We start from the raw sequence: 21,630 nt of genomic DNA on the forward strand, positions 1-21,630 counted from the left end.
TGTGGCGGCATTATACACGGCATCCCCGAAGTTGCCTCTTTGTTGGCAGCGCTTCATAGCGATATAATTCTTTCTCTTTCAAGCTGGCCTATTTGAACAGGAACCCTATGCACATTGTCCACACCGAAGCCGATGGCGGTAAAGGCGGCCAACCGCTGCGTATCATCAACGAATCTCTGGGCATGATACAGCGTGGACATCAGGTGACTATCCTCTGCCCTGAATCTGCTCCGCTGCATCAATTGGCGCTCTCGGCGGGACTCAATGTGGTGACCATGCCGATGAGAAGAAAAAATCTAGGCAATTTGCTGACGTTACGCTGCTGGCTCCGTGACAATCGCGACAATATCGATATCGTAAATAGCCATAACTCGGCGGATACGTGGCTTGTTGCCCTGGCAAATCTGTTCTTATCTCGCCCAATTCCGCTCATTCGCACTCGCCACGCCTCCGGTGTCCCTCGTAATAACTGGACGACGCGTTGGCTTTACCGTAAAGCCTGTAAGCATATTGTCTCCACCGGAGAAGCCCTGCGTTTGCAAATGGCCGCTCTGGGCGTGCCGCTGGAAAACACCACCTCCGTGCCTAGCGGAGTCGATACCTCTCGTTTTCACCCTGGTGATAAAGACGCTGCCCGCAATCACTGCGATCTGAGTCAGGGAGATTTTTGGCTGGGCGTGGTGTCGCATTTACGACCGAATAAGGGCCATAGCGTCCTGCTCAAGGCGCTGGCGCAAATCAACATCCCGGAAATTAAGGTCGCCATTGTGGGCGATGGTCCACATCGTGAAGCGCTGGAAAGTGAAGTTATCCAGCACAATCTCTTAACGCGTGTGGTGCTGGCGGGCCATCAGCCCGATCCGGAACGCTGGTTCCCGGCATTTGATATTGCCATCAGTCCATCCCACGACATGGAAGGTGTGCCACAAGGCGTACTGCAATCTTTGGCGACAGGGATTGCGACAATCGCGACGGATGCCGGTGGCACGGCAGATGCCATTATCGACAGGGAGACAGGTCTACTGATTGCACAGCAGGACGTAGAAGGACTGCGTGATGCCATTCTCACGCTGTATCACGACCCGGAGTTGCGCCGCCAACTGGCAAGCAAAGGGAATGAGTATCTTAATGCTCATTTTACCCGTGAATGCATGCTGACGGCGATGGAGAAGGTCTTTAGCAACGCGGCTCAGTCAAGCAGTTCGCGATAAAGGTCTTGCAGTTTGTTGGCCATGCTTTCAAGCGTATAAGGTTCTGCGGTGGCGCGTGCCGCTGCCGCATAATCAACGCCACGATAGCGCCCTTCCAGCCAGGCAGCGATCGTCTGCTGATATCCCGGGACGTCAAGCGCGTCACGAACCCAGCCGTTGCTTCCTTCCTCAATCCATTCCGCTGCGCCACAGCCGTGGCTGGTCAACAGCGGCAAACCGCAGGCCAGTGCTTCTACACAGACGTTCGGGAACGGATCGTACAACGTCGGTAAAATAAGTGCGTCTGCGCTGCCGTAGACTTCACGCACATCTGAAACCGGCCCGAGAAATTTCACGCGAGAAGAGACACCTAACGTACTGGCAAGCTTCGAAAACTTTGATGCATGCTTATCGTGACCGGCAATTAACAGCCAGACATCCTGGTGCGGTTGAATCGCTTTTAACGCCGTGGCCACACCTTTCCGAGCGAAACCGGAGCCAACATACGCCAGCACTGGCGCGTTATCCGGAATGCCAAGACGACCACGCATTGAAGCCTGACGCACGTCGGGGTGAAAATGTTGGGTATCGACCCCGTTATAAATCACTGTCAGCTTATCGTCGCTCAGGCCAAAACGGCGGGCGATATCGTCCCGCACCATGCGTGAGTTACAGATAACTTTGCGCAGGTTTGGGTGAGTAAACATCTGTTGTTCAGCGCTGAGAATGTAGCGGTGATAACGGCTAAAAGACTGCGCCCAGCGGGTCAGAGGCGACTGAATACGGTTGTATTGCTCGAGCCAGGCCGCGTGAACGCCGTCGCCTGCGCGGAAAATGGATGCGCCGGGGATGCGTTCGTGGCTCTGGACGAGATCAAAATCCTTAAAATGCGCGGCTGCGGCTGCGGCAAAACCTTCTTCGCGAGCCTGGCGATTGCGAAACGGCGGATCGATAGTCAACGTATTCCAGCCTGCCGCATTTTCCCATTTGCGAGCGATCAGTGTGACATCGATTTCGGAATCACGGGCCAGCACATTCAGCGCGCGGGAGACGAATCGCTCTGCACCGCCGTTAGGATTATAGGTTTGTCTAACGATCGCGAGCTTCATGCCGGGTTTTCCAGTAGCAGTGTATCAATCGCGCTCAGCACCTGCTGAGAGGTAATGGCGGTGATGCAATCTGAGACATGGCTATCCCCGCAGCCCGCTTTACCACAAGGCTGACAGGTAAAGCCTGCGGTGATAACCCGGAACTGGACGCCCCACGGCGCCCATTTAATCGCCCCGGTTGGGCCGAAGATGGCGACCGTGGGCGTTCCCACTGCGCTCGCCAAATGCATCGGCATGGAGTCGACGCCAAAGTAGAGCCGGGCATGCTTCATTAATGCGCCCAGTTCTTTCAAATTCAGTTTTCCGCTCAAATCATGGTACGGCTGAGTGAGCAGTGCCCGCAGACCATCCATGTATTCGCTCTCTTCTTTGGACGGCGCCGCAGAAAGAATAATCGGCAGACCGCGCGCGGAAAGCGTGTCGATGGTGACGGCAAGTTTCTCCAGCGACCAGGCTTTAAACATCCAGCGAGAGGTCGGATGTACCAGGACATATGATTTTGAAACAACACCGAAATCTGCCAACTTCTGCACGATAGAGGCTTCCGCTTCGTCACCTGGCACGAACAGCGTGTTTTTGTCTTCAGCCGTTTGCGGATGAATGCCGATATGGCGCAGTGCATCCAGATTCACCTCAACCATATGGCGCGAGTTGTCTTGAATGGCAGGGTAGAGCGTGGTGAAGGATTTCACCCAGCGGCGACGAGCCAGGCCGGTGCGTTTATCCGGTTTGAAGCCGACAGATACGCGTGGTTTCAGGCGACGGGCCAGACGTGCGCCGTGCCAGTGCTCTGTCAGATTGATCAGTACATCGTAGTCGCGGGCTTTCAGAGTTTTGAGCAACGCCCGATATAGCGTCAGCTGTTTGATAAAACCCTGCTTACGCCAGTTGCGTCCGATGGTATGCACCTGGTTAATCGATGGATGATTGGTCATCATCGCCTGGGTATCATCGTAAACCAGCGCATCGACTTCGGCGTCGGGCCAGTTTTTTTTCAACACGGTAAAGACCGGGGATGTCAGTAGCACATCCCCGTGATGGCGCAGCTTAACGATCAGAACGCGTTTTGGTGGACGATTCGGTGAGAAAAAATCAGGCATGATGACTCTCTGCGGCCAGTAAAGACATTAATCGCTCATAAACGGTTGCCGCACTCAGTTCGCTCAGTTCTGTTGAGCCATCAGGACGGCAAATATGTTGGTTTTTTCCATAGCCACCGATAAGACCCGGATCCGTAGGGCCATAAAGCGTGATATTCGGCCGATCCAGCGCAGCCGTTAAATGGCTGAGTCCAGTATCGACCGACACGACAGCACGCGCGCCTGCGAGGACATGAGCAACCTTTTCAAGGCTCATTCGCGGCAGCACTTCCGCGTACTCATGGTCTTCGGCTAAACGTTCCGCCCTGGCTTCTTCATGAGGCGCACCCCACAGCAGTTTAATGTTCAGACCGCTACCATCCAGCGTTGCAATAAGCTCCCGCCAGTGGGATTCCGACCAGTGTTTGTCGTCGCGCGTGGTGGCGTGCAGAAAAACCAGGTAAGGCGTCGCTGTCGTGTTGCCGGGGGTCACAAAGTGCTGTGCAATCGCATAATCACCCTGCGCATCGGGCTTTGCATAGCCGAGGCTTTTCGCGAACAGCTCGCGGGTACGTTCGACCGCATGCTGTTGTTTTTCGATCTGATGGCGACGGTTGTAGAACAGACTTGCCAGCGGTTCACGGGCACTTTGCCAGTCCATGCCGTGCTTGATACCGTGTGCGAGGCGCGTGACCAGCGCCGCGCTTTTCAACAGCCCTTGGGCATCAATGATGGCGTCATATTTTTCGGCCTGCACCTTTTGGCGAAACGCGAGGCGTTCGGCTTTTATTGGCGCTGAAAACCACGCTTTGCGCCAGCGGCGGATCGCCACCGGGATAACCTTGTCTACCGCGGCGTGCCAGGTGGGGATTTGCGCGAAGCCTTCTTCAACCACCCAGTCAAAACGGATGCCTGGAATCGCCTGAACGGCGTCGGTCAGCGCAGGCAACGTGTGGAGCACATCACCCATCGAGGACGTTTTAACGATCAATACGCGCATCCGTTATGCGTCCTCGGCCAGCAGTAGCTGGTTTAATTCTTCCAGCACGCGGTCTGGTGTAATGTCGATCAGGCTCTGATGATAGCCCTCTTCGCCGTCGCCTTTCCGCACTTTGTGATAGCCGGTAATCAGGCGGATAACTTTGGCTTTGTGCGACAGCGGCGGTGTGAAATCCGGGCTGCTTGGGCCATACAGCGCGACCAGAGGTCGATTGAGCGCTGCGGCGACATGCATCAGACCAGAATCATTGGTGACGACCGCTTTACAGGCGGCAAGCAGAACCACGGCCTGTTCAAGCTGCGTTTCGCCCGCCAGGTTACGGCACCAGGCCTGTTGTTCCTGGCTGAGCGTCGCCAGGATCTCGTTCCCGGCATCGTGGTCTTTGGCGGAGCCAAATAACACCACCTGATAACCTTCGTCGATCAGCTGTTTGGCCAGTTCTGCATAGTGAAAGTGCGGCCAGCGTTTTGCCGGACCAAATTCCGCACCGGGGCAGAAGCCAATCATCTGGCGTTCAGTGGAAAGCGAAAATGCACCAGCGACTTGCAGCTTTTCGCCTTCGCTGACCTGGAGCTGTGGCCAGAGCAAAGGCTGCGGCAAATCTTTCGCAGAGCGCATCACACCTTTGTCATACGCCAGCGCGACATAGCGCTCGACCATCAGCGGCCAGGCCGCTTTGTCGAGGACGCGAGCATCGTTCAGTAAACCGTAGCGCATTTCGCCACGCCAGCCGGTACGCTGCGAAATTCCCGCAAAGAACGGCACCAGTGCAGATTTGAACGAGTTCGGCAGCACATAAGCGCGATCGTAACGTTTTTCACGCAGGCTGCGTCCGAGTCGACGACGTTCACCAATTTCCAGTGCGCCATGGCCGAGCGGCATTGGGATCGCTTCATTCACTTCCGGCATACGCGATAAAAGCGGACGGCACCACGCAGGTGCCATCACATCAATGATCGCCTGGGGATAGCGCGCCTTGAGCGTGCGATAGAGACTTTGCGACATCATCATGTCGCCCACCCATGACGGGCCAACCACCAATATCTTCATTCACTTCATCCTTCAAGCTGTCTCTGCGTTGGCTGCCTTCATTCACCCCAGTCACATAGCTATCCTATGCTCCTGGGATTCACTCAGTTGCCGCCTTGATACCGCTTCAATGATTTTGTGAATTTGTATCGTTGTCGCGATTAAGCCATTGCATGTATTCCGTCACGCCTTCGGCAACGGTTTTGAACGGCTTATCGTAGCCTGCAGCACGCAGGTTAGTCAGGTCAGCTTGGGTAAACGCCTGATAGCGGCCTTTGAGTTTTTCCGGGAACGGAATGTACTCGATGCTGCCTTTCTGGTGATACGCCAGCGCGGCATCTGCCACAGCCTGGAAGGATTCCGCGCGGCCGGTGCCGAGGTTGAAAATGCCGGACACGCCGTTTTCCCAGAACCACAGGTTCACCGCGGCAACATCGCCGACGTAGACGAAGTCGCGCTTAAAGTTGTCGCTGCCTTCGAACAGTTTCGGGCTTTCGCCATTGTTCAGCTGGGTGTTGAGGTGGAAAGCCACGCTCGCCATGCTGCCTTTGTGACCTTCGCGCGGTCCGTAGACGTTGAAGTAACGGAAACCGACAACCGGAGACTCCGCTTCTGGCAGGATCTGACGCACGTATTCGTCGAACAGGAATTTGGAGTAGCCGTAAACGTTCAGCGGCTTTTCATATTCACGGGATTCGATAAAGTCAGACGTGCGGCCGCCGTAGGTGGCTGCGGAAGAGGCGTACAGGAACGGGATTTCGCGCTCCAGGCAGTAGTGCAGCAGCTCTTTGGAATACTGATAGTTGTTATCCATCATGTACTTGCCGTCCCACTCAGTGGTGGAAGAGCAGGCACCTTCATGGAAGACGGCTTCGATTTCGCCCATCTCTTCGCCAGACATAATCTGGATCAGGAAATCTTCTTTATCCATATAGTCGGCGATGTTCAGGTCGACCAGGTTAACGAATTTGGTGCCGTCTTTCAGGTTGTCCACCACCAGGATGTCAGTGATGCCTTTATCATTCAGGGCTTTAATAATGTTGCTGCCGATTAAGCCTGCGCCGCCGGTAACGATGATCATAACGATAACCTTTGAATGTGGGTGACCGGGACTATCCCGGACGCTAATGGTTCTTATCATACCACCACTATGCAGAGTCTTCACATTCACCGACAACCCGCAGGGATACACGTGATTTATGCTACAAAAATGCGTAACCGACGCAGCGTCATCTCGTATAGACCTATAGCATTGGGTAATATGTTCCAAATTTTGCCGAATCTGGAGAGTTGCAATGCGTGGTGATTTTTACAAACAGTTAACCAGCGACCTGGAAACCGCCCGTGCGGAAGGGTTGTTTAAAGAAGAACGCATCATTACCTCTGCCCAACAGGCGGATATTACCGTTGGCGATGGCAGCCATGTCATCAACTTCTGCGCGAACAACTATCTCGGCCTGGCAAACCATCCTGAACTGATTGCTGCGGCAAAATCTGGCATGGACAGCCACGGATTCGGTATGGCCTCCGTGCGTTTCATCTGCGGAACGCAGGACAGCCACAAGGTTCTGGAAAAGAAACTGGCCGATTTCCTCGGTATGGAAGATGCGATTCTTTACTCCTCCTGCTTTGACGCCAACGGTGGCCTGTTTGAAACGCTGCTCGGCCCGGAAGACGCCATTATTTCTGATGCGCTGAACCACGCTTCCATTATTGATGGCGTGCGTCTGTGTAAAGCGAAGCGCTTCCGTTATGCCAATAACGATATGCAGGAACTGGAAGCACGTCTGAAAGAAGCCCGCGAAGCCGGGGCTCGCCACGTGCTGATTGCTACTGACGGCGTGTTCTCGATGGATGGCGTGATTGCCAACCTGAAAGGCGTCTGCGACCTGGCGGACAAATATGATGCGCTGGTGATGGTAGACGACTCCCATGCGGTCGGCTTTGTCGGCGAAAATGGTCGTGGCTCGCACGAATACTGCGATGTGCTGGACCGCGTAGACATTATCACCGGTACGCTGGGCAAAGCGCTCGGTGGCGCATCCGGCGGCTACACCGCGGCGCGTAAAGAGGTGGTCGAGTGGCTGCGTCAGCGTTCCCGCCCATACCTGTTCTCCAACTCACTGGCTCCGGCCATCGTTTCCGCTTCTATCAAAGTGCTGGAAATGGTGGAGTCAGGTGCTGAGCTGCGTGACCGCCTGTGGTCCAACGCGCGCTTGTTCCGCGAAAAAATGACTGCCGCAGGCTTTACCCTGGCCGGTGCCGATCACGCCATTATCCCGGTGATGCTGGGTGAAGCGACCGTGGCGCAAGACTTTGCCCGCGAGCTGCAAAAAGAAGGGATTTACGTCACCGGTTTCTTCTATCCGGTGGTGCCAAAAGGTCAGGCGCGTATCCGCACGCAGATGTCTGCGGCGCATACACCTGAGCAAATTGAACGTGCGGTGGACGCGTTTACCCGCATCGGTAAGCAACTGGGCGTGATTGCCTGAGGATGTGAGATGAAAGCATTATCGAAACTGAAGGCCGAAGAAGGTATCTGGATGAACGACGTTCCGGAGCCGGAGGTCGGACATAACGACCTGCTGATTAAGATTCGCAAAACCGCAATTTGCGGCACCGACGTGCACATCTATAACTGGGACGAATGGTCGCAGAAAACCATTCCGGTTCCGATGGTTGTGGGCCATGAGTATGTGGGTGAAGTGGTCGGTATTGGCCAGGAAGTGAAAGGTTTTAAAATCGGCGATCGCGTTTCTGGTGAAGGTCACATCACCTGCGGCCACTGCCGTAACTGTCGCGCAGGCCGCACACATCTTTGCCGCAACACCACGGGGGTTGGGGTTAACCGTCCGGGTTGCTTCGCTGAATATCTGGTTCTGCCGGCGTTCAACGCCTTTAAAATCCCGGATAACATTTCTGATGATCTGGCGTCAATCTTCGATCCGTTCGGTAATGCGGTTCACACGGCGCTGTCGTTTGATCTGGTCGGTGAAGACGTGCTGGTGTCCGGCGCAGGCCCAATCGGTATTATGGCCGCTGCCGTCGCGAAACACGTTGGTGCGCGTAACGTCGTGATTACTGACGTGAATGAATACCGTTTGGATCTGGCGCGTAAAATGGGCGTGACTCGCGCGGTTAACGTGTCCAAAGAAAGCCTGACTGATGTCATGGCCGAACTGGGCATGACCGAAGGGTTTGACGTGGGCCTGGAAATGTCAGGCGCACCACCCGCGTTCCGTACCATGCTTGACACCATGAACCACGGCGGGCGTATTGCGATGCTGGGGATACCGCCATCAGATATGTCTATCGACTGGACCAAAGTCATCTTCAAGGGCTTGTTCATCAAAGGCATCTATGGGCGTGAGATGTTCGAGACCTGGTATAAGATGGCGGCGCTTATCCAGTCAGGGCTGGATCTCTCCCCAATCATTACCCACCGTTTCGGCGTTGATGACTTCCAGAAAGGCTTTGACGCGATGCGTTCCGGCCAGTCCGGGAAAGTGATTTTGAGCTGGGATTAACCTTCCTCTTTGAGCACCAGATTGATAAACTGGTGCTCAATGATTTTTTCCTTATCAATTCCATAATGCATGTCGAGTGATGATAGCGCCATGATAATTCGATAAGCCTGCTAATTATAATCCATATTCACTATTGAAATTACTACGTGGGAATTACGTGAAATGTCGTTAACTATTGAAAAGAATCGATCTAAAAAAAGCGCATTATTTTTCACGTGGATCCCGCTTATTTTGTCCGTTTTGGCAGTAGTATTAATTAATTTTATTAATGCACGCTATAATGCCGTTATCAATCGCACTCTAGTTTTTATATTATTGATGTTGGCTTTACGTTGCATTGGTAATAATTTTTTAAGAAATCTTGCTGGTGCTTTTTTCTTCGGGCTTATTGCGACTGATCTTGCTTTGCAATTATATGCCTGGACAAATTTTAATTCCGTTTTCACATATGGCTTCGCGTTAAGTGTTATGAATACTACTGGCAGTGAAGCATATTCAATGCTGGGGTTGTATTGGCGAGACTGTAGCATTTTCTTAGCCTTATTTGCCCTGTTCATGTTCACGATTAATAGTGGCCTGGATGCGATTCCAAATAGATTTCGAAAATACCCTCTTATCTTGCTGGTACTTTTATTGACGGGTTACACAGTCCAGGCCGCACTGCATCAGATGCGCAAAAGTAAAGTGGACAGTATGGCTCAGCGAGTCGTGAATTCAACGCCACTGAGTACATCAAAAGTATTTATGCAGGCATTCGCGGATATCAATGTCGTGGCTACTATTAATAAAAATGCACCAGATTATAAAATAACGACCACGGATACAGGCATTGACAATTATATACTCATCGTCGGCGAGTCAGAACGCACGTCAAATATGAGTATTTATGGTTATGAAAGAGAGACCACGCCACAGCTGGAGTCCCAGCAGAAGAATATCCTGCTGTTCCGCCATGCCGTGAGTCCTGCTCCCGTGACTATTATGGCTGTGCCTTTAGCACTCACCGCAGCTTCTGTGCAAAAGCCAGAACCTGTTCTGTATGGCGACAATATTATCGGTGTCGCGAATAAAGCAGGTTATGAGACGCACTGGTACAGCCGGCAAGGCAAAGGAGGGGCGTACAATAACGTGATTACCGGGATTGCTATGAATACGAAACAGCATCAGTGGGTAGAGGGTGGGTTTGATGACGCATTGCTGCCCTTGCTGAGTCAGGCTCTTGCAAAGCCGGGCAAGAAACTGATCGTATTGCACATCTACGGTAGCCATGAACCGGCATGCAAGCGTTTCCCTGAGACGGCTTCCTTCTTTAAAGACGGCAGTAAAGCCGATGATTGCTATGATAATTCTGTGCGATTCACCGATGAGCTCATGGGTAAAATATTTAGCCAACTTTCTCATTCACGGTCGTCTGTGTTCTATTTTTCGGACCATGCCTTAATACGCGATCCTTCGCGTGCTGTAGTCTACTCCCACGCTGGCGCTAATCCTCCTAAAGAGGCTTTATCTGTTCCCGCGTTCATCTGGTACAGCCCGGAAGTTGCAGAGAATAAAAAATGGACCGGAGATTACAACACGCCATGGTCTACAGATGATACCAACACGCTTGCTGAGCTGTGGTTAGGCGTTCATCGGGTTGAAAGCAAAGATAAAAACCTTAAATCTTGGCTCCAGACCTACCAGAAACCCATTATGATCATGGATACAACTGGAAAGATATATAGCTGGAACAGCATGCATTAACTATGGCATGATTGCTCACCAGTTTGGTTAAGATGCTGTTTTTTTACAGTCTTTTAAAGAATTAAATTCAAATTTTACCATTGAGTAACTGATTGAGAACGATAATGACGAGTTTGAAAGGGCAAAGCATACAGGTTCGGATGACAGAATTGATTTTTGGCCTCTGTGTCGTGGCCTTTGGCAGTATCATCCTGTCACCCGACTTTTCTAATAAGTTACTGAATGTCGCGGGTTTTATTTCATTCTTCTTAGTTATTTACAATATTAAACATCTCTACAAAACGGAAGTGTTTTGGTTATGTCTGGTTCTCTTAATCACTGGGATCTGTGACCTGGCATGGTATGGATTATATAAAGTCAATAATAGTCCGGCGATTAACTCATATCGTGCCTATCTTGAAGTGGGTAAAATTTGCATATATGGATCTCTTTTAATTTTTGCCTTCTCAGTCAACGAAAAATTTAAAATTGGCAATAATAAAATCCATTATGCAGTGATTATGATTCTTCAAATAATCATGATTGCGTATGCCTGGTACCAACATATTGAATTAGGTTTACAGAGAGTTGAGTTTTCTCTTGGAGGCGGCGCGAGCTCTACTGGTGCTGCATATACAGTCGGTTTCCTGTCATGTTATATCATGATGGTCCTCCAGCATTCGCGGATGCGCTTTAAAGATTTACTTATTCTTGCACACTTCTTTGTGACCTTTATTATTCTTGTCACAACAGGCACGCGCGCTGCGATCATGGCCTACCCTATTATATTTGCAGGTCTGCTCTGTATTCGTTGCTATAAGCAACGACATATACCGTGGAAGGGGATAGCGGTGCTGTTACTGGCCTTTATGGCGGGCGCTTTCATGATGAAGGACAATCTGGTCAAGCGTTATAATGATTTGAACAAAGATGTTTCGGCCTATGAAAATGATAACAGTAACACCTCTGTCGGCGCGAGATTCGCTATGTGGAAATCAGGATTAATTGCGTCGGAACATAATTATCTTTGGCAATCTACTGATCAGCGTAATACTCTTATAAGACAAGCTGTTAAGGAAGATCCTAGCTTATCGGGAGCATTGAGTCATATCAGAGGGCATCTGCATAATGAGTTTGTTGAGGCGGTGTCAACCAAAGGGCCTTCTGGGGTTCTGCTTTATGTCTGCTTTGTCATAGCCTTGGCATGGTATTCACTTCGGCAGATAAAAAGTTTTGCTCTCTTTGCTTTTTTGACTTCCATGGTAATGTTTGGGTTTAGTGGAGTGATGTTCTATTCAAAAACGACGCCTACCGCCTGGATGCTGACATTGATTATGTTTGTTGTCTTCCTGACACAGAACCGCCACCATGATGTTGTGAAGTGATCATTTTGCTTCTCTGCCAGTGACAGAGTATTCTTCCTGGCAGTGAAAACGCCTCGATTTATGAAGTGAGTCTGTGTATGCAAGAGTTGGTTTCCGTCATCATCACCACCCACAACCGGGAAGACCTGTTGGAAAGGGCTATTCGTTCTGTTATCGCTCAGGATTATCTGGCGATTGAATTGATCGTGATTGACGATTTCTCCAATGAAAAGACATCAATGCTGATAGATTCCCTTCGCGATGAGTGTGAACAACGATTCATTCGTTTTGTATATCAGCGTAATGCCATTAACAGCGGTTCCAATTTTAGCCGCAACTGCGGCTATGCATTATCACAAGGCAAATTTGTTACTGGGCTGGATGATGATGATTATTTTCTGCCAGAACGCATATCGCTTCTTGTCAGTAGATACAATGACAAATATGCTTTTGTTTGCGACACATTGACGCGCCTGGATAAAGACCGAGAGCACGCTAAAAATATAGATACCTATCGAGTTATTGGGCTGCAGGATATACTCTGCGAGAATGTAGTCGGTAACCAAGTGCTTACGACCAGAGAAAAGTTGATGGCGGTAGGATGTTTCTCTCTGGAAATCAAGCAACAACAAGACCGCGACGTATGGATAAAACTGATCGCAAAGTTTGGTCCAGGTCTGAAATACCCGTTTAGTACCCAGATGGTGGATGCTGAGCATAGCGATAACAGAATTACCAAGCAGATAAAGAAATACACCTCCTATCGTAAGCTCTATTTCAAGTTCAGAGACCTTATGAGTGAAGAAACGAAGAGTAATAACCTTTTCCAGCTGATGTCTTTTCGTGGGATGAGTGCCGTGAAAATGAATTCGTTGCTTTTTAGGAAAAAGAAGAATATGAAACTTCGCTTGAAGTTAATTCGTCGTAGCTTAATGGAGTTTCTCAAAAAAGAGGGCGGATAAGTGAAACTGAAAACTCTGAATTATTTTATCCGAAAGACGAAGCGATTAAGTAAAAAATACAACAATAAAACACTAACGAAGATTTATTGGTATCTTGAGAGCAAAAAAATGGAGAGAGTATTTGAAACTCTTTCCGCATTGCCCATTGTGCCAATTGATAATCTGCATCATGATGTTTGTGATAACATTGATAATGCCATATGGATTTGTTGGTTGCAAGGGATTGAAAAATCTCCTGAAATTGTTAGGCAATGCATATCATCCATTCACCGAAATAGTGGAGGGAGGCAGGTGGTAATCATTGATGAAAATAATTTTAAAAACTATGCAATTATATCTGAGGCGATATATTCAAAGTTTAAGATGGGGCTAATTGGTGGTGCTCATTTCTCTGATATTCTTCGTTGCGCTTTGCTCTCTCGGCATGGCGGAACCTGGGTGGATGCGACTATTTACTTAACGCGGTCGTTATCGTCGAATTTTACTAATCGATCTTTTTATTCATTAAGATTTGATGTTAAACCGAAAGTTTTCGCAATAAGTCAGGGCTTATGGGTTACTTACTTACTATCATGCGAAAAGTCGAACGAGTATATTACTAAAATTTATTCGATGCTTATTTCATATTGGTCTAATCATGACGTCGCCATTGATTACTTTTTGCTTGATTACATAATGCGTTTTCATTTCGAAAAAAATGCAAAAATTAAGAGCATGGTGCTGCTACAAAAAATTAATGGGAACGAAAGGTTTTTTTTAAGAGATAATTTGGATGCTCCTATAAATAATCATGTCCGAGATAAAGTTAATAGTGATGAGGTAGGTGTCTATAAATTGACTTATAAAGGGAACCGGGTCTCTAAAAAAGGAAACGTGCCAACACTTTATCAAGAAATTATTAATGGATATATTCTGTGATGTTCATTTCTGGCCGCCTTTTCGGCAGCCTCGTTGAATCAGGGCTGATCCCATCCCTGCCACTGTAGCTGCATATACTGCACCAGCGTGCTGTGGGTAATGCTGTCGCCGAGCACGGTAAAGAAGCGGCTGGCATTCACTGGCGGCTGTGGTTGTCTTGGTTTACACAGTTTCACACCACGGAACGGGTTACGCGATGTGGCGGGCTGTTGAGCCGGGCCGCTATTCTGCGGCGTCGAGGTGTCTGTCTGCTGCTCATTGAGCAGGCTGCTTGGTCGGACAAGGGTAATATCCGGCGGCAAGTTGTACACCATCTGCTGAAGCACACGAACCGTCGTGGGATGCGGGTGGCCAATCGCAATCGCCGAGCCATTTCGGCGCGCAAGCTGAATCGCACGATTAAACTGCACCCGAATATCCGCCTCGTTTTGCTTGTCATCCAGGAACACTCTACGTTTGATGACCTTCACGCCCGTCCCGGCGGCAGCGCGCATTGACTGGCTGTTGCCAATCGTCATGCTGTCGAGAAAATAGAAATTGTAGTGGCTCAGCGTCTGCATCACTTTCTGCATGCCGAACAGGCTCGACGTCATGGCGCTGCCCATATGGTTATTCAGCCCCACGGCGTACGGCACTTTGCCGACCGCATCACGAATAATACGATCAATCTCTGCGCTGCTCATGTCCGGACGAAGGGTGTCTTTCTCCAGCGGTTGCTTGCTGAGTGGCGCCATCGGCAGGTGGATCAGGACTTCATGACCACCGTTATGGGCTTTAGTCGCCATTTCGCGGGCGTGGGGAGCATTGGGTAACACTGCAACGGAGATGGTATTGGGCAGGGCCAGTACCTGATTTTCTTGGTGGGGGCGATAGCCAAAATCATCAATGACTATCGAGAGTTTTCCGGCGTGGGCCGGGGAAATCATCGCCAGTACGGCGGCGACGGACAACGCTAACGAGCGAAATTGAAGCAAAACTTATCTTCCCAACCACGGCTGTGGATTGACCGCCTGACCCTGGCGGCGAATTTCGAAGTAAAGTGACGGTCGGCCCTGACCACCACTGCTGCCCACAAGGGCAATCGGCTGACCCGCGCGAACCTGGGTCCCGACGCTGACCAGCGCGCTTTGGTTATAGCCATACAGACTCATGTCGCCTTTGCCGTGCTCAACGACAACCACAAGGCCGTAGCCCTGCAACCAGTCGGCGAGGATCACCCGGCCATCGGCAATGGCTTTTACCTCGGTGCCTTCAGACGCACCGATAACCATCCCTTTCCAACGTAGTTCACCCTGAAGCTGTTCGCCATAGCGATGCAGCGTTGGGCCACGTACTGGCCAGTAGGCCTGACCACGCGGTGAACCCAGCCCGCCCGTACGGGACATCAACGAGCGTTCACTTGCAGAAGGTTTGTAGGTGGTGCCTTTGCGCGAGGCATCCTGCTGGCGGTCGCGTACGGCCTGCGCTTCACGGGCTTCGCGGTCTGCGCGAGCACGCGCAGCAGCGGCGGCCTGCGCAATGCGGGAACGCATACGTGATTCGTTGGCCCGCATTTCGGAAAGCTGTTGTTGGCCAGCCTGAATCGAGGACTCAAGCCCGGCGAGGGTTTTCTTACGTTCGTTGCGCGCCTGCTCAAGCTTGGCCTGCTGCGCTTTCTGCTCATACAGCAGCGTTTGCTGTTGGCTCTGTTTCTCTTCCAGCTCGGCTTTTTGCGAGGTTACTTCTTCGCGCGTCTGTTTCAGCTCGGCGATGGTTTGCTGGCGCGCCTGGTTGAGGTAACCAAAATAGGCCTGCAGACGTTGTCCGCGTTGGCTCTCTTCACCGCTGAGGATCAGCTGAATACCGGTGTGCTCACCCTGACGAAATGCGGCATCAAGCTGTGCGGCGAGGCTGCGTTCCTGGGCGACTTTTTGCTTTTCAAGTTTAGCAATCGACGCGTTCATGGCATCGACCTGCTTATTGAGGTCAGCGAGGGTATTCTGGGTTTCCCGCAGTTGGCGGGCGGCAGCGGAAATGGCCTCTTCCTGCTTTTTGAGCTGGGCGAGCAGCGCGGAGCGCTGTTGCTGCTGTTGGCGAACCGCCTTTTCTTTACTGGCGATGTCGGCCTGAATAGATTTTAGCTGGTCGCGATCGTTCGCGTGAGCATACGTCGCGCACAACAATACGCCAGCGCTAACTGCGCTGGCGTAACAAATGGATCGGACTGCCGTCGCGATCCATGTATTTGAAACAATCGCCTTTCCCCTCATGGGGAGGGATTATTCCACGATGAACAGCGGCTTGCCAGTCATCTCTTCCGGGATCTCCATGCCCATCAGGGTCAGCATGGTAGGTGCGATATCGGAAAGTTTACCACCGTCGACCGCTTTAACCGCTTTGCCGCCAACGTAAATCAGCGGTACTGGCAGGTTGGTATGCGCGGTGTGCGCCTGGCCTGTAGCCGGGTCACGCATCTGCTCAGCGTTACCGTGGTCAGCAGTGATAAGTAACTGACCGCCAACGGATTCTACGGCTGCAGTGACTTCTGCGATGCAGTTATCCAGCGCTTCAATGGCCTGGACTGCCGCTTCCATCACACCGGTGTGGCCAACCATGTCGCCGTTCGGGTAGTTACAGATGATGGTGTCGTACGTGCCACCCTTGATTGCGCCGACCAATTTTTCAGTCAATTCTGCCGAACTCATTTCTGGCTGCAGATCGTAGGTCGCCACTTTCGGGGAGTTGATCAGGATGCGTTCTTCACCCACAAACGGGTCTTCTACGCCGCCGTTGAAGAAGAAAGTGACGTGCGCGTATTTCTCAGTTTCAGAGATACGCAGCTGGGTTTTGTCTTTCTTCGCCATCCACTCGCCGAAGGTGTTCGCGAGGGATGTTGGTGGGTATGCGCAAGGGGCTTTAATGTCAGCCGCGTATTCGGTCAGCATGATGTAGTCGAGATTGACCACTTTCTTACGGGCGAAGCCGTCGAAGTCAGCGTTTACGAAAGCACGGGTGATTTCACGGGCACGGTCAGCACGGAAGTTCATGAAAATCAGCGCATCGCCGTCTTCCATGGCTGCATCGGCCTGGCCTGCTGCACGGATAACAGTCGCTTTCACGAATTCATCGTTTTCGTCGCGCGCGTAAGCGGCTTCGAGGCCGGCAACGGCGGTGTCAGTCTGGAACTCGCCTTTCGCCAGGGTCATCAGGTCATAAGCCTGTTCAACGCGATCCCAACGGTTGTCGCGGTCCATAGCGAAGTAACGGCCAATGATGGACGCTACGCGGCCTTTGCCCAGCTCAGCAAATTTCTCTTCGAAACGCTGCAGAGTTGGCTTGGCGCTGCGTGGTGGCGTATCGCGGCCATCAAGGAAGGCGTGCAGATAGATTTTCTCTGCGCCACGCTGAGCAGCCAGTTCTACCATCGCCAGGATGTGATCTTCGTGGCTGTGAACGCCACCGGCAGACAGCAGGCCCATGATGTGCACGGCTTTGCCCGCAGCAACGGCTTTATCAACCGCGCCTGCCAGCACGCTGTTTTCAAAGAACGTACGCTCTTTGATTTCAACGTCCAGACGGGTCAGGTCCTGATACACGATACGGCCCGCGCCCAGGTTGACGTGACCCACTTCGGAGTTACCCATCTGACGGTCCGGCAGACCGACTTCCAGGCCGGAAGCATCAATCAGCGTGTGTGGACGTTTGGCCCACAGGGCATCCATAACCGGCGTTTTCGCATCGAAAATCGCGTTATCCTGCTGGTCTTCACGGTAGCCGTAGCCATCCAGAATCACCAGTACCATAGGTTTTTTAGTAACCGACATATGCGACAACCTCATGCTCACAAGATAAAAAATTTGCGTAATTTTACTACAGCTGAATCGATAAATCTGCCTCGGAAGATCAAAGAACGGGCGACCCCGACGCTGAGTTTGATTATTTTTGGCCTAATTTTAGCGAAACAGGCCGCAGAAATTGGATTAGCTTAGGCTCGGCTTGCTGTATTTGCCACCACGCACAGGTATACTCCTTCCCTGTTTTTTTTAATCACTGAGTCGGGAGTTATCACCCTCCATGCAAGAAATTATGCAATTTGTTAGCCGTCATCCCATACTGAGTATCGCCTGGGTTGGCTTACTGGCTGCCGTTCTGTTCACGACCTTTAAAGGCCTGACCTCAAAAATCAAAGTGATCACCCGCGGTGAAGCCACGCGCCTTATCAACAAAGAAGACGCAGTGGTCGTCGATCTGCGCCAGCGTGATGATTTCCGCAAAGGCCACATCGCCGGTTCCGTTAACGTCCTGCCTGCTGAAATCAAAGCAAATAACCTCGGCGAGCTTGAAAAACATAAAGATAAACCCATCATCGTTGTAGATGGTTCCGGTATGCAGGCTCAGGATCCGGCAACGACGCTGAACAAAGCGGGCTTCGAGCGCGTATATGTTCTGAAAGAAGGCGTTGCGGGCTGGAGCGGTGAGAACCTGCCACTGGTTCGTGGTAAGTAACTTTCTGAGGTAACGTCATGGCCAATACTGAGATCTACACCAAAGCAACATGTCCGTTTTGCCATCGCGCGAAAGCGCTGCTGAACAGTAAAGGCGTCTCCTTCCAGGAGTTGCCAATCGATGGTGACGCGGCGAAGCGTGAAGAAATGATTGAACGTAGTGGCCGTACCACGGTGCCGCAGATTTTTATTGATACACAGCACATTGGTGGCTGTGACGACTTGTATGCACTTGATGCGCGTGGTGGACTTGATTCCCTGCTGCGATAATCCCTTTTAAGGACAAATAAGATGTCAGAACAAAACAATCCAGAAATGACTTTCCAGATCCAACGTATTTACACCAAAGACGTTTCCTACGAAGCGCCAAATGCGCCACAGGTTTTCCAGAAAGATTGGCAGCCAGAGGTTAAACTTGATCTGGATACGGCTTCAACCCAACTGGCTGAAGGCGTATACGAAGTCGTTCTGCGTGTCACCGTTACCGCATCCCTGGGCGAAGAAACGGCATTCCTGTGTGAAGTTCAGCAGGGCGGCATCTTCTCCATCGAAGGCATCGACGGTAACCAGATGGCGCATTGCCTGGGTGCATACTGCCCGAACATCCTGTTCCCGTATGCCCGTGAATGCATCACCAGCCTGGTTTCTCGCGGTACATTCCCGCAACTGAACCTTGCGCCAGTGAACTTCGATGCGCTGTTCATGAATTATCTGCAGCAGCAAGCTGGCGAAGGTGCCGAACAACATCAGGATGCCTGATGAACGCACGTAAAGCTGCAATGACTGTGATCGGTGCCGGTTCTTACGGCACCGCTCTTGCCATCACCCTGGCAAGAAACGGGCACGATGTCGTCCTTTGGGGTCACGACCCCAAACATCTGGCGATACTGCAACAAGACCGCTGCAACGCGGCCTTCCTCCCTGATGTGCCTTTCCCCGACACGCTGCACCTTGAAGCCGACCTCGCCACGGCGCTCGCCGCCAGCCGCGATATTCTGGTTGTCGTGCCAAGCCACGTGTTTGGTGACGTGCTGCGTCAGCTCAAACCGCTGCTGCGCTCTGATGCGCGTCTGGTCTGGGCGACGAAAGGCCTGGAAGCGGAAACCGGCCGTCTGTTACAGGACGTCGCGCGTGAAGCGCTCGGGGATGATATTCCACTGGCGGTGATTTCCGGCCCGACGTTCGCGAAAGAACTGGCGGCTGGCATGCCGACGGCAATTGCTTTGGCAGCGACCGAACCGGCATTTGCCGAGGATCTGCAAAAGCTGCTGCACTGCGGCAAAAGCTTCCGCGTCTACAGCAACCCAGATTTTATCGGGGTACAGCTGGGCGGTGCGGTGAAAAACGTGATTGCGATTGGTGCCGGGATGTCTGACGGCATCGGATTTGGCGCTAACGCCCGAACCGCGCTAATCACCCGTGGGCTTGCTGAAATGACGCGTCTGGGCGCGGCGCTGGGTGCCGACCCGACCACCTTTATGGGGATGGCGGGGCTGGGTGATCTGGTGCTGACCTGTACCGACAACCAGTCGCGTAACCGCCGCTTTGGCATGATGCTCGGACAGGGCAAAGATGTGCAGGGCGCGCAGGATGCGATTGGTCAGGTGGTTGAAGGTTACCGCAATACCAAAGAGGTCAGGGCACTTGCCCACCGATTTGGTGTCGAAATGCCAATAACCGAGGAAATTTATCAGGTATTGTATTGCGGAAAGAATGCTCGCGAGGCAGCATTGACCCTATTAGGTCGTGCCAGCAAGGAAGAGCGTAGCCACCACTAGTCGCAGGGAATCGTTGTCATCTCAATGACCCGGTCAGCGCAGAACTGACCGGTCATTATCATCGCTTCTGGAGTTTGCAATGCCGTGTGAAGAACTGGACATCGTCTGGAACAATATCAAAGCCGAAGCCCGCGCGCTGGCTGACTGTGAGCCTATGCTCGCCAGTTTCTACCACGCTACGCTCCTCAAGCACGAAAACCTCGGCAGCGCGCTGAGTTACATGCTCGCCAACAAACTTGCCTCGTCTATCATGCCCGCCATTGCGATTCGCGAAGTGGTAGAAGAAGCCTACGCCGCTGACCCGGAAATGATCGCCTCCGCTGCCTGTGATATTCAGGCCGTGCGTACTCGCGACCCGGCGGTGGATAAATACTCCACGCCGCTGCTGTACCTCAAAGGTTTCCACGCGCTACAGGCCTATCGCATCGGGCACTGGTTGTGGCATCAGGGGCGCCGTGCGCTGGCCATTTTCCTGCAAAATCAGGTGTCAGTGACCTTCCAGGTCGACATTCACCCGGCGGCGAAAATCGGTCATGGGATCATGCTCGATCACGCGACCGGCATCGTGGTGGGCGAAACCGCCGTTATCGAAAATGACGTGTCGATTCTGCAATCCGTGACCCTCGGTGGTACCGGCAAAACCAGCGGCGATCGCCATCCGAAAATTCGTGAAGGGGTGATGATTGGCGCAGGCGCGAAAATCCTCGGCAATATCGAAGTCGGGCGTGGCGCGAAGATTGGCGCAGGCTCTGTGGTTTTACAGCCCGTGCCTCCGCACACCACGGCCGCAGGCGTACCGGCGCGAATCGTCGGCAAACCAGACAGCGATAAGCCGTCGATGGATATGGATCAACATTTCAACGGTATACACCATACCTTCGAGTATGGCGACGGTATCTGACCCGTAGGCCCGGTAAGCGCAGCGCCACCGGGCATTTTACCGGATGACGACGTAAACGTCTTATCCGGCCTACCGTAATACCGCGCCCGCATAACCCAGCTGGCGCCAGGCCTCATACACCACCACCGACACCGCATTCGACAGATTCATGCTGCGGCTGTCCGGCATCATCGGAATACGAATTTTTTGCTCCCGCGGTAACGCATCCAGAATGCTGGCGGGCAGACCCCGTGTTTCCGGGCCAAACATCAGATAATCACCGGCTTCGTAACTCACCGCACTGTGCGCAGGCGTACCTTTAGTGGTCAGCGCAAATAGACGCTTGGGTTGTTCCGCTTCAAAGAACGCTGCGTAGTCGGCATGGCGCTGTACGGCAGTGAACTCGTGATAATCGAGCCCAGCGCGGCGCAGACGCTTATCGTCCCAGGTAAAACCCATAGGTTCGATGATGTGCAGACGAAAACCGGTATTCGCGCACAGGCGAATGATGTTGCCGGTATTCGGTGGGATTTCTGGTTCGAATAAAACGATGTTAAGCATGCTGCCCCCTTAATTGCCGGGGCAGAA

Annotated in this window: 21 protein-coding genes; 12 read left to right on the forward strand and 9 right to left on the reverse strand. The window is 52.0% G+C overall.

The annotated features are described in order from the left end of the window. Nucleotides 1-107: 107 nt before the first annotated feature. Nucleotides 108-1,211 (forward strand): glycosyltransferase family 4 protein, encoded by a 1,104-nt coding sequence (locus A8O29_RS01110; RefSeq protein ID WP_125354663.1) that lies wholly within the window; start codon nt 108-110, stop codon nt 1,209-1,211. Here the strand turns inward: A8O29_RS01110 and A8O29_RS01115 are convergent. The 5 genes from A8O29_RS01115 to rfaD form a co-directional block, all read right to left on the reverse strand. Then, nucleotides 1,190-2,299 carry a glycosyltransferase family 4 protein gene (locus A8O29_RS01115; RefSeq protein WP_125354664.1) on the reverse strand — a complete coding sequence of 370 codons (1,110 nt, stop codon included), beginning with the start codon at nt 2,297-2,299 and terminating at the stop codon, nt 1,190-1,192. The genes A8O29_RS01110 and A8O29_RS01115 overlap by 22 nt on opposite strands. Further along, a complete protein-coding gene (rfaQ, locus tag A8O29_RS01120; RefSeq protein WP_125354665.1) occupies nt 2,296-3,399 on the reverse strand; it encodes a putative lipopolysaccharide heptosyltransferase III in 1,104 nt (367 codons plus the stop codon). Before rfaQ ends, A8O29_RS01115 begins: the two co-directional genes overlap by 4 nt. Next, nucleotides 3,392-4,378 (reverse strand): lipopolysaccharide heptosyltransferase RfaC, encoded by a 987-nt coding sequence (gene rfaC / locus A8O29_RS01125; RefSeq protein WP_125354666.1) that lies wholly within the window; start codon nt 4,376-4,378, stop codon nt 3,392-3,394. Before rfaC ends, rfaQ begins: the two co-directional genes overlap by 8 nt. Nucleotides 4,379-4,381: 3 nt before the next feature. Continuing rightward, a complete protein-coding gene (gene rfaF, locus A8O29_RS01130; RefSeq protein ID WP_125354667.1) occupies nt 4,382-5,428 on the reverse strand; it encodes an ADP-heptose--LPS heptosyltransferase RfaF in 1,047 nt (348 codons plus the stop codon). 106 nt (nt 5,429-5,534) lie between these two features. Next, a complete protein-coding gene (gene rfaD / locus A8O29_RS01135; protein WP_125354668.1) occupies nt 5,535-6,488 on the reverse strand; it encodes an ADP-glyceromanno-heptose 6-epimerase in 954 nt (317 codons plus the stop codon). A gap of 214 nt (nt 6,489-6,702) precedes the next feature. Here rfaD and kbl point away from each other — a divergent pair, with 214 nt between their 5' ends. The 6 genes from kbl (at nt 6,703) to A8O29_RS01165 (ending at nt 13,900) form a co-directional block, all read left to right on the forward strand. Next, nucleotides 6,703-7,899 carry a glycine C-acetyltransferase gene (gene kbl / locus A8O29_RS01140; protein WP_125354669.1) on the forward strand — a complete coding sequence of 399 codons (1,197 nt, stop codon included), beginning with the start codon at nt 6,703-6,705 and terminating at the stop codon, nt 7,897-7,899. A gap of 9 nt (nt 7,900-7,908) precedes the next feature. Beyond that, nucleotides 7,909-8,934: an L-threonine 3-dehydrogenase gene (gene tdh / locus A8O29_RS01145; protein ID WP_125354670.1), complete on the forward strand. Its 1,026-nt coding sequence runs from the start codon at nt 7,909-7,911 to the stop codon at nt 8,932-8,934. A gap of 162 nt (nt 8,935-9,096) precedes the next feature. Then, nucleotides 9,097-10,677, forward strand: coding sequence for a phosphoethanolamine transferase (locus tag A8O29_RS01150; RefSeq protein ID WP_125354671.1), 1,581 nt, complete (start codon nt 9,097-9,099; stop codon nt 10,675-10,677). A 104-nt stretch (nt 10,678-10,781) separates the two neighbouring features. Beyond that, a complete protein-coding gene (locus tag A8O29_RS01155) occupies nt 10,782-12,041 on the forward strand; it encodes an O-antigen ligase family protein (protein ID WP_125354672.1) in 1,260 nt (419 codons plus the stop codon). Nucleotides 12,042-12,118: 77 nt separating this feature from the next. Then, entirely contained in the window at nt 12,119-12,982 is an 864-nt protein-coding gene (locus A8O29_RS01160; protein ID WP_125354673.1) for a glycosyltransferase, read from the forward strand. Further along, nucleotides 12,983-13,900, forward strand: a complete 918-nt coding sequence (locus A8O29_RS01165) for a capsular polysaccharide synthesis protein (protein WP_125354674.1) — start codon at nt 12,983-12,985, stop codon at nt 13,898-13,900. A 38-nt stretch (nt 13,901-13,938) separates the two neighbouring features. On the opposite strand, the gene A8O29_RS01170 is transcribed toward A8O29_RS01165, so the two are convergent. From A8O29_RS01170 to gpmM, 3 genes are read right to left on the reverse strand one after another with little or no spacing between them, the layout of a single operon-like run. After that, nucleotides 13,939-14,874, reverse strand: coding sequence for a divergent polysaccharide deacetylase family protein (locus tag A8O29_RS01170; RefSeq protein ID WP_125354675.1), 936 nt, complete (start codon nt 14,872-14,874; stop codon nt 13,939-13,941). A 3-nt stretch (nt 14,875-14,877) separates the two neighbouring features. Then, complete coding sequence (envC, locus tag A8O29_RS01175) at nt 14,878-16,149, reverse strand: murein hydrolase activator EnvC (RefSeq protein ID WP_125354676.1); 1,272 nt, start codon at nt 16,147-16,149, stop codon at nt 14,878-14,880. 9 nt (nt 16,150-16,158) lie between these two features. Continuing rightward, entirely contained in the window at nt 16,159-17,703 is a 1,545-nt protein-coding gene (gene gpmM / locus A8O29_RS01180) for a 2,3-bisphosphoglycerate-independent phosphoglycerate mutase (RefSeq protein WP_125354677.1), read from the reverse strand. A 250-nt stretch (nt 17,704-17,953) separates the two neighbouring features. On the opposite strand from gpmM, the gene A8O29_RS01185 reads away from it, so the two are divergent. The 5 genes from A8O29_RS01185 (at nt 17,954) to cysE (ending at nt 21,063) form a co-directional block, all read left to right on the forward strand. Continuing rightward, nucleotides 17,954-18,385, forward strand: a complete 432-nt coding sequence (locus A8O29_RS01185; RefSeq protein ID WP_110510309.1) for a rhodanese-like domain-containing protein — start codon at nt 17,954-17,956, stop codon at nt 18,383-18,385. Nucleotides 18,386-18,402: 17 nt separating this feature from the next. Beyond that, nucleotides 18,403-18,654: a glutaredoxin 3 gene (gene grxC, locus A8O29_RS01190; protein WP_125354678.1), complete on the forward strand. Its 252-nt coding sequence runs from the start codon at nt 18,403-18,405 to the stop codon at nt 18,652-18,654. 21 nt (nt 18,655-18,675) lie between these two features. Beyond that, nucleotides 18,676-19,143 (forward strand): protein-export chaperone SecB, encoded by a 468-nt coding sequence (secB, locus tag A8O29_RS01195; protein WP_110510307.1) that lies wholly within the window; start codon nt 18,676-18,678, stop codon nt 19,141-19,143. Then, nucleotides 19,143-20,162, forward strand: a complete 1,020-nt coding sequence (gpsA, locus tag A8O29_RS01200) for an NAD(P)H-dependent glycerol-3-phosphate dehydrogenase (RefSeq protein WP_125354679.1) — start codon at nt 19,143-19,145, stop codon at nt 20,160-20,162. The genes secB and gpsA overlap by 1 nt, the downstream gene beginning before the upstream one ends. 79 nt (nt 20,163-20,241) lie before the next feature. Further along, entirely contained in the window at nt 20,242-21,063 is an 822-nt protein-coding gene (gene cysE / locus A8O29_RS01205) for a serine O-acetyltransferase (RefSeq protein WP_110510305.1), read from the forward strand. A gap of 69 nt (nt 21,064-21,132) precedes the next feature. On the opposite strand, the gene trmL is transcribed toward cysE, so the two are convergent. After that, nucleotides 21,133-21,603 carry a tRNA (uridine(34)/cytosine(34)/5-carboxymethylaminomethyluridine(34)-2'-O)-methyltransferase TrmL gene (gene trmL, locus A8O29_RS01210; protein ID WP_125354680.1) on the reverse strand — a complete coding sequence of 157 codons (471 nt, stop codon included), beginning with the start codon at nt 21,601-21,603 and terminating at the stop codon, nt 21,133-21,135. Nucleotides 21,604-21,630: the final 27 nt, after the last annotated feature.

The organism is Scandinavium goeteborgense (assembly GCF_003935895.2).
GTDB classification, from domain to species: Bacteria; Pseudomonadota; Gammaproteobacteria; order Enterobacterales; family Enterobacteriaceae; genus Scandinavium; species Scandinavium goeteborgense.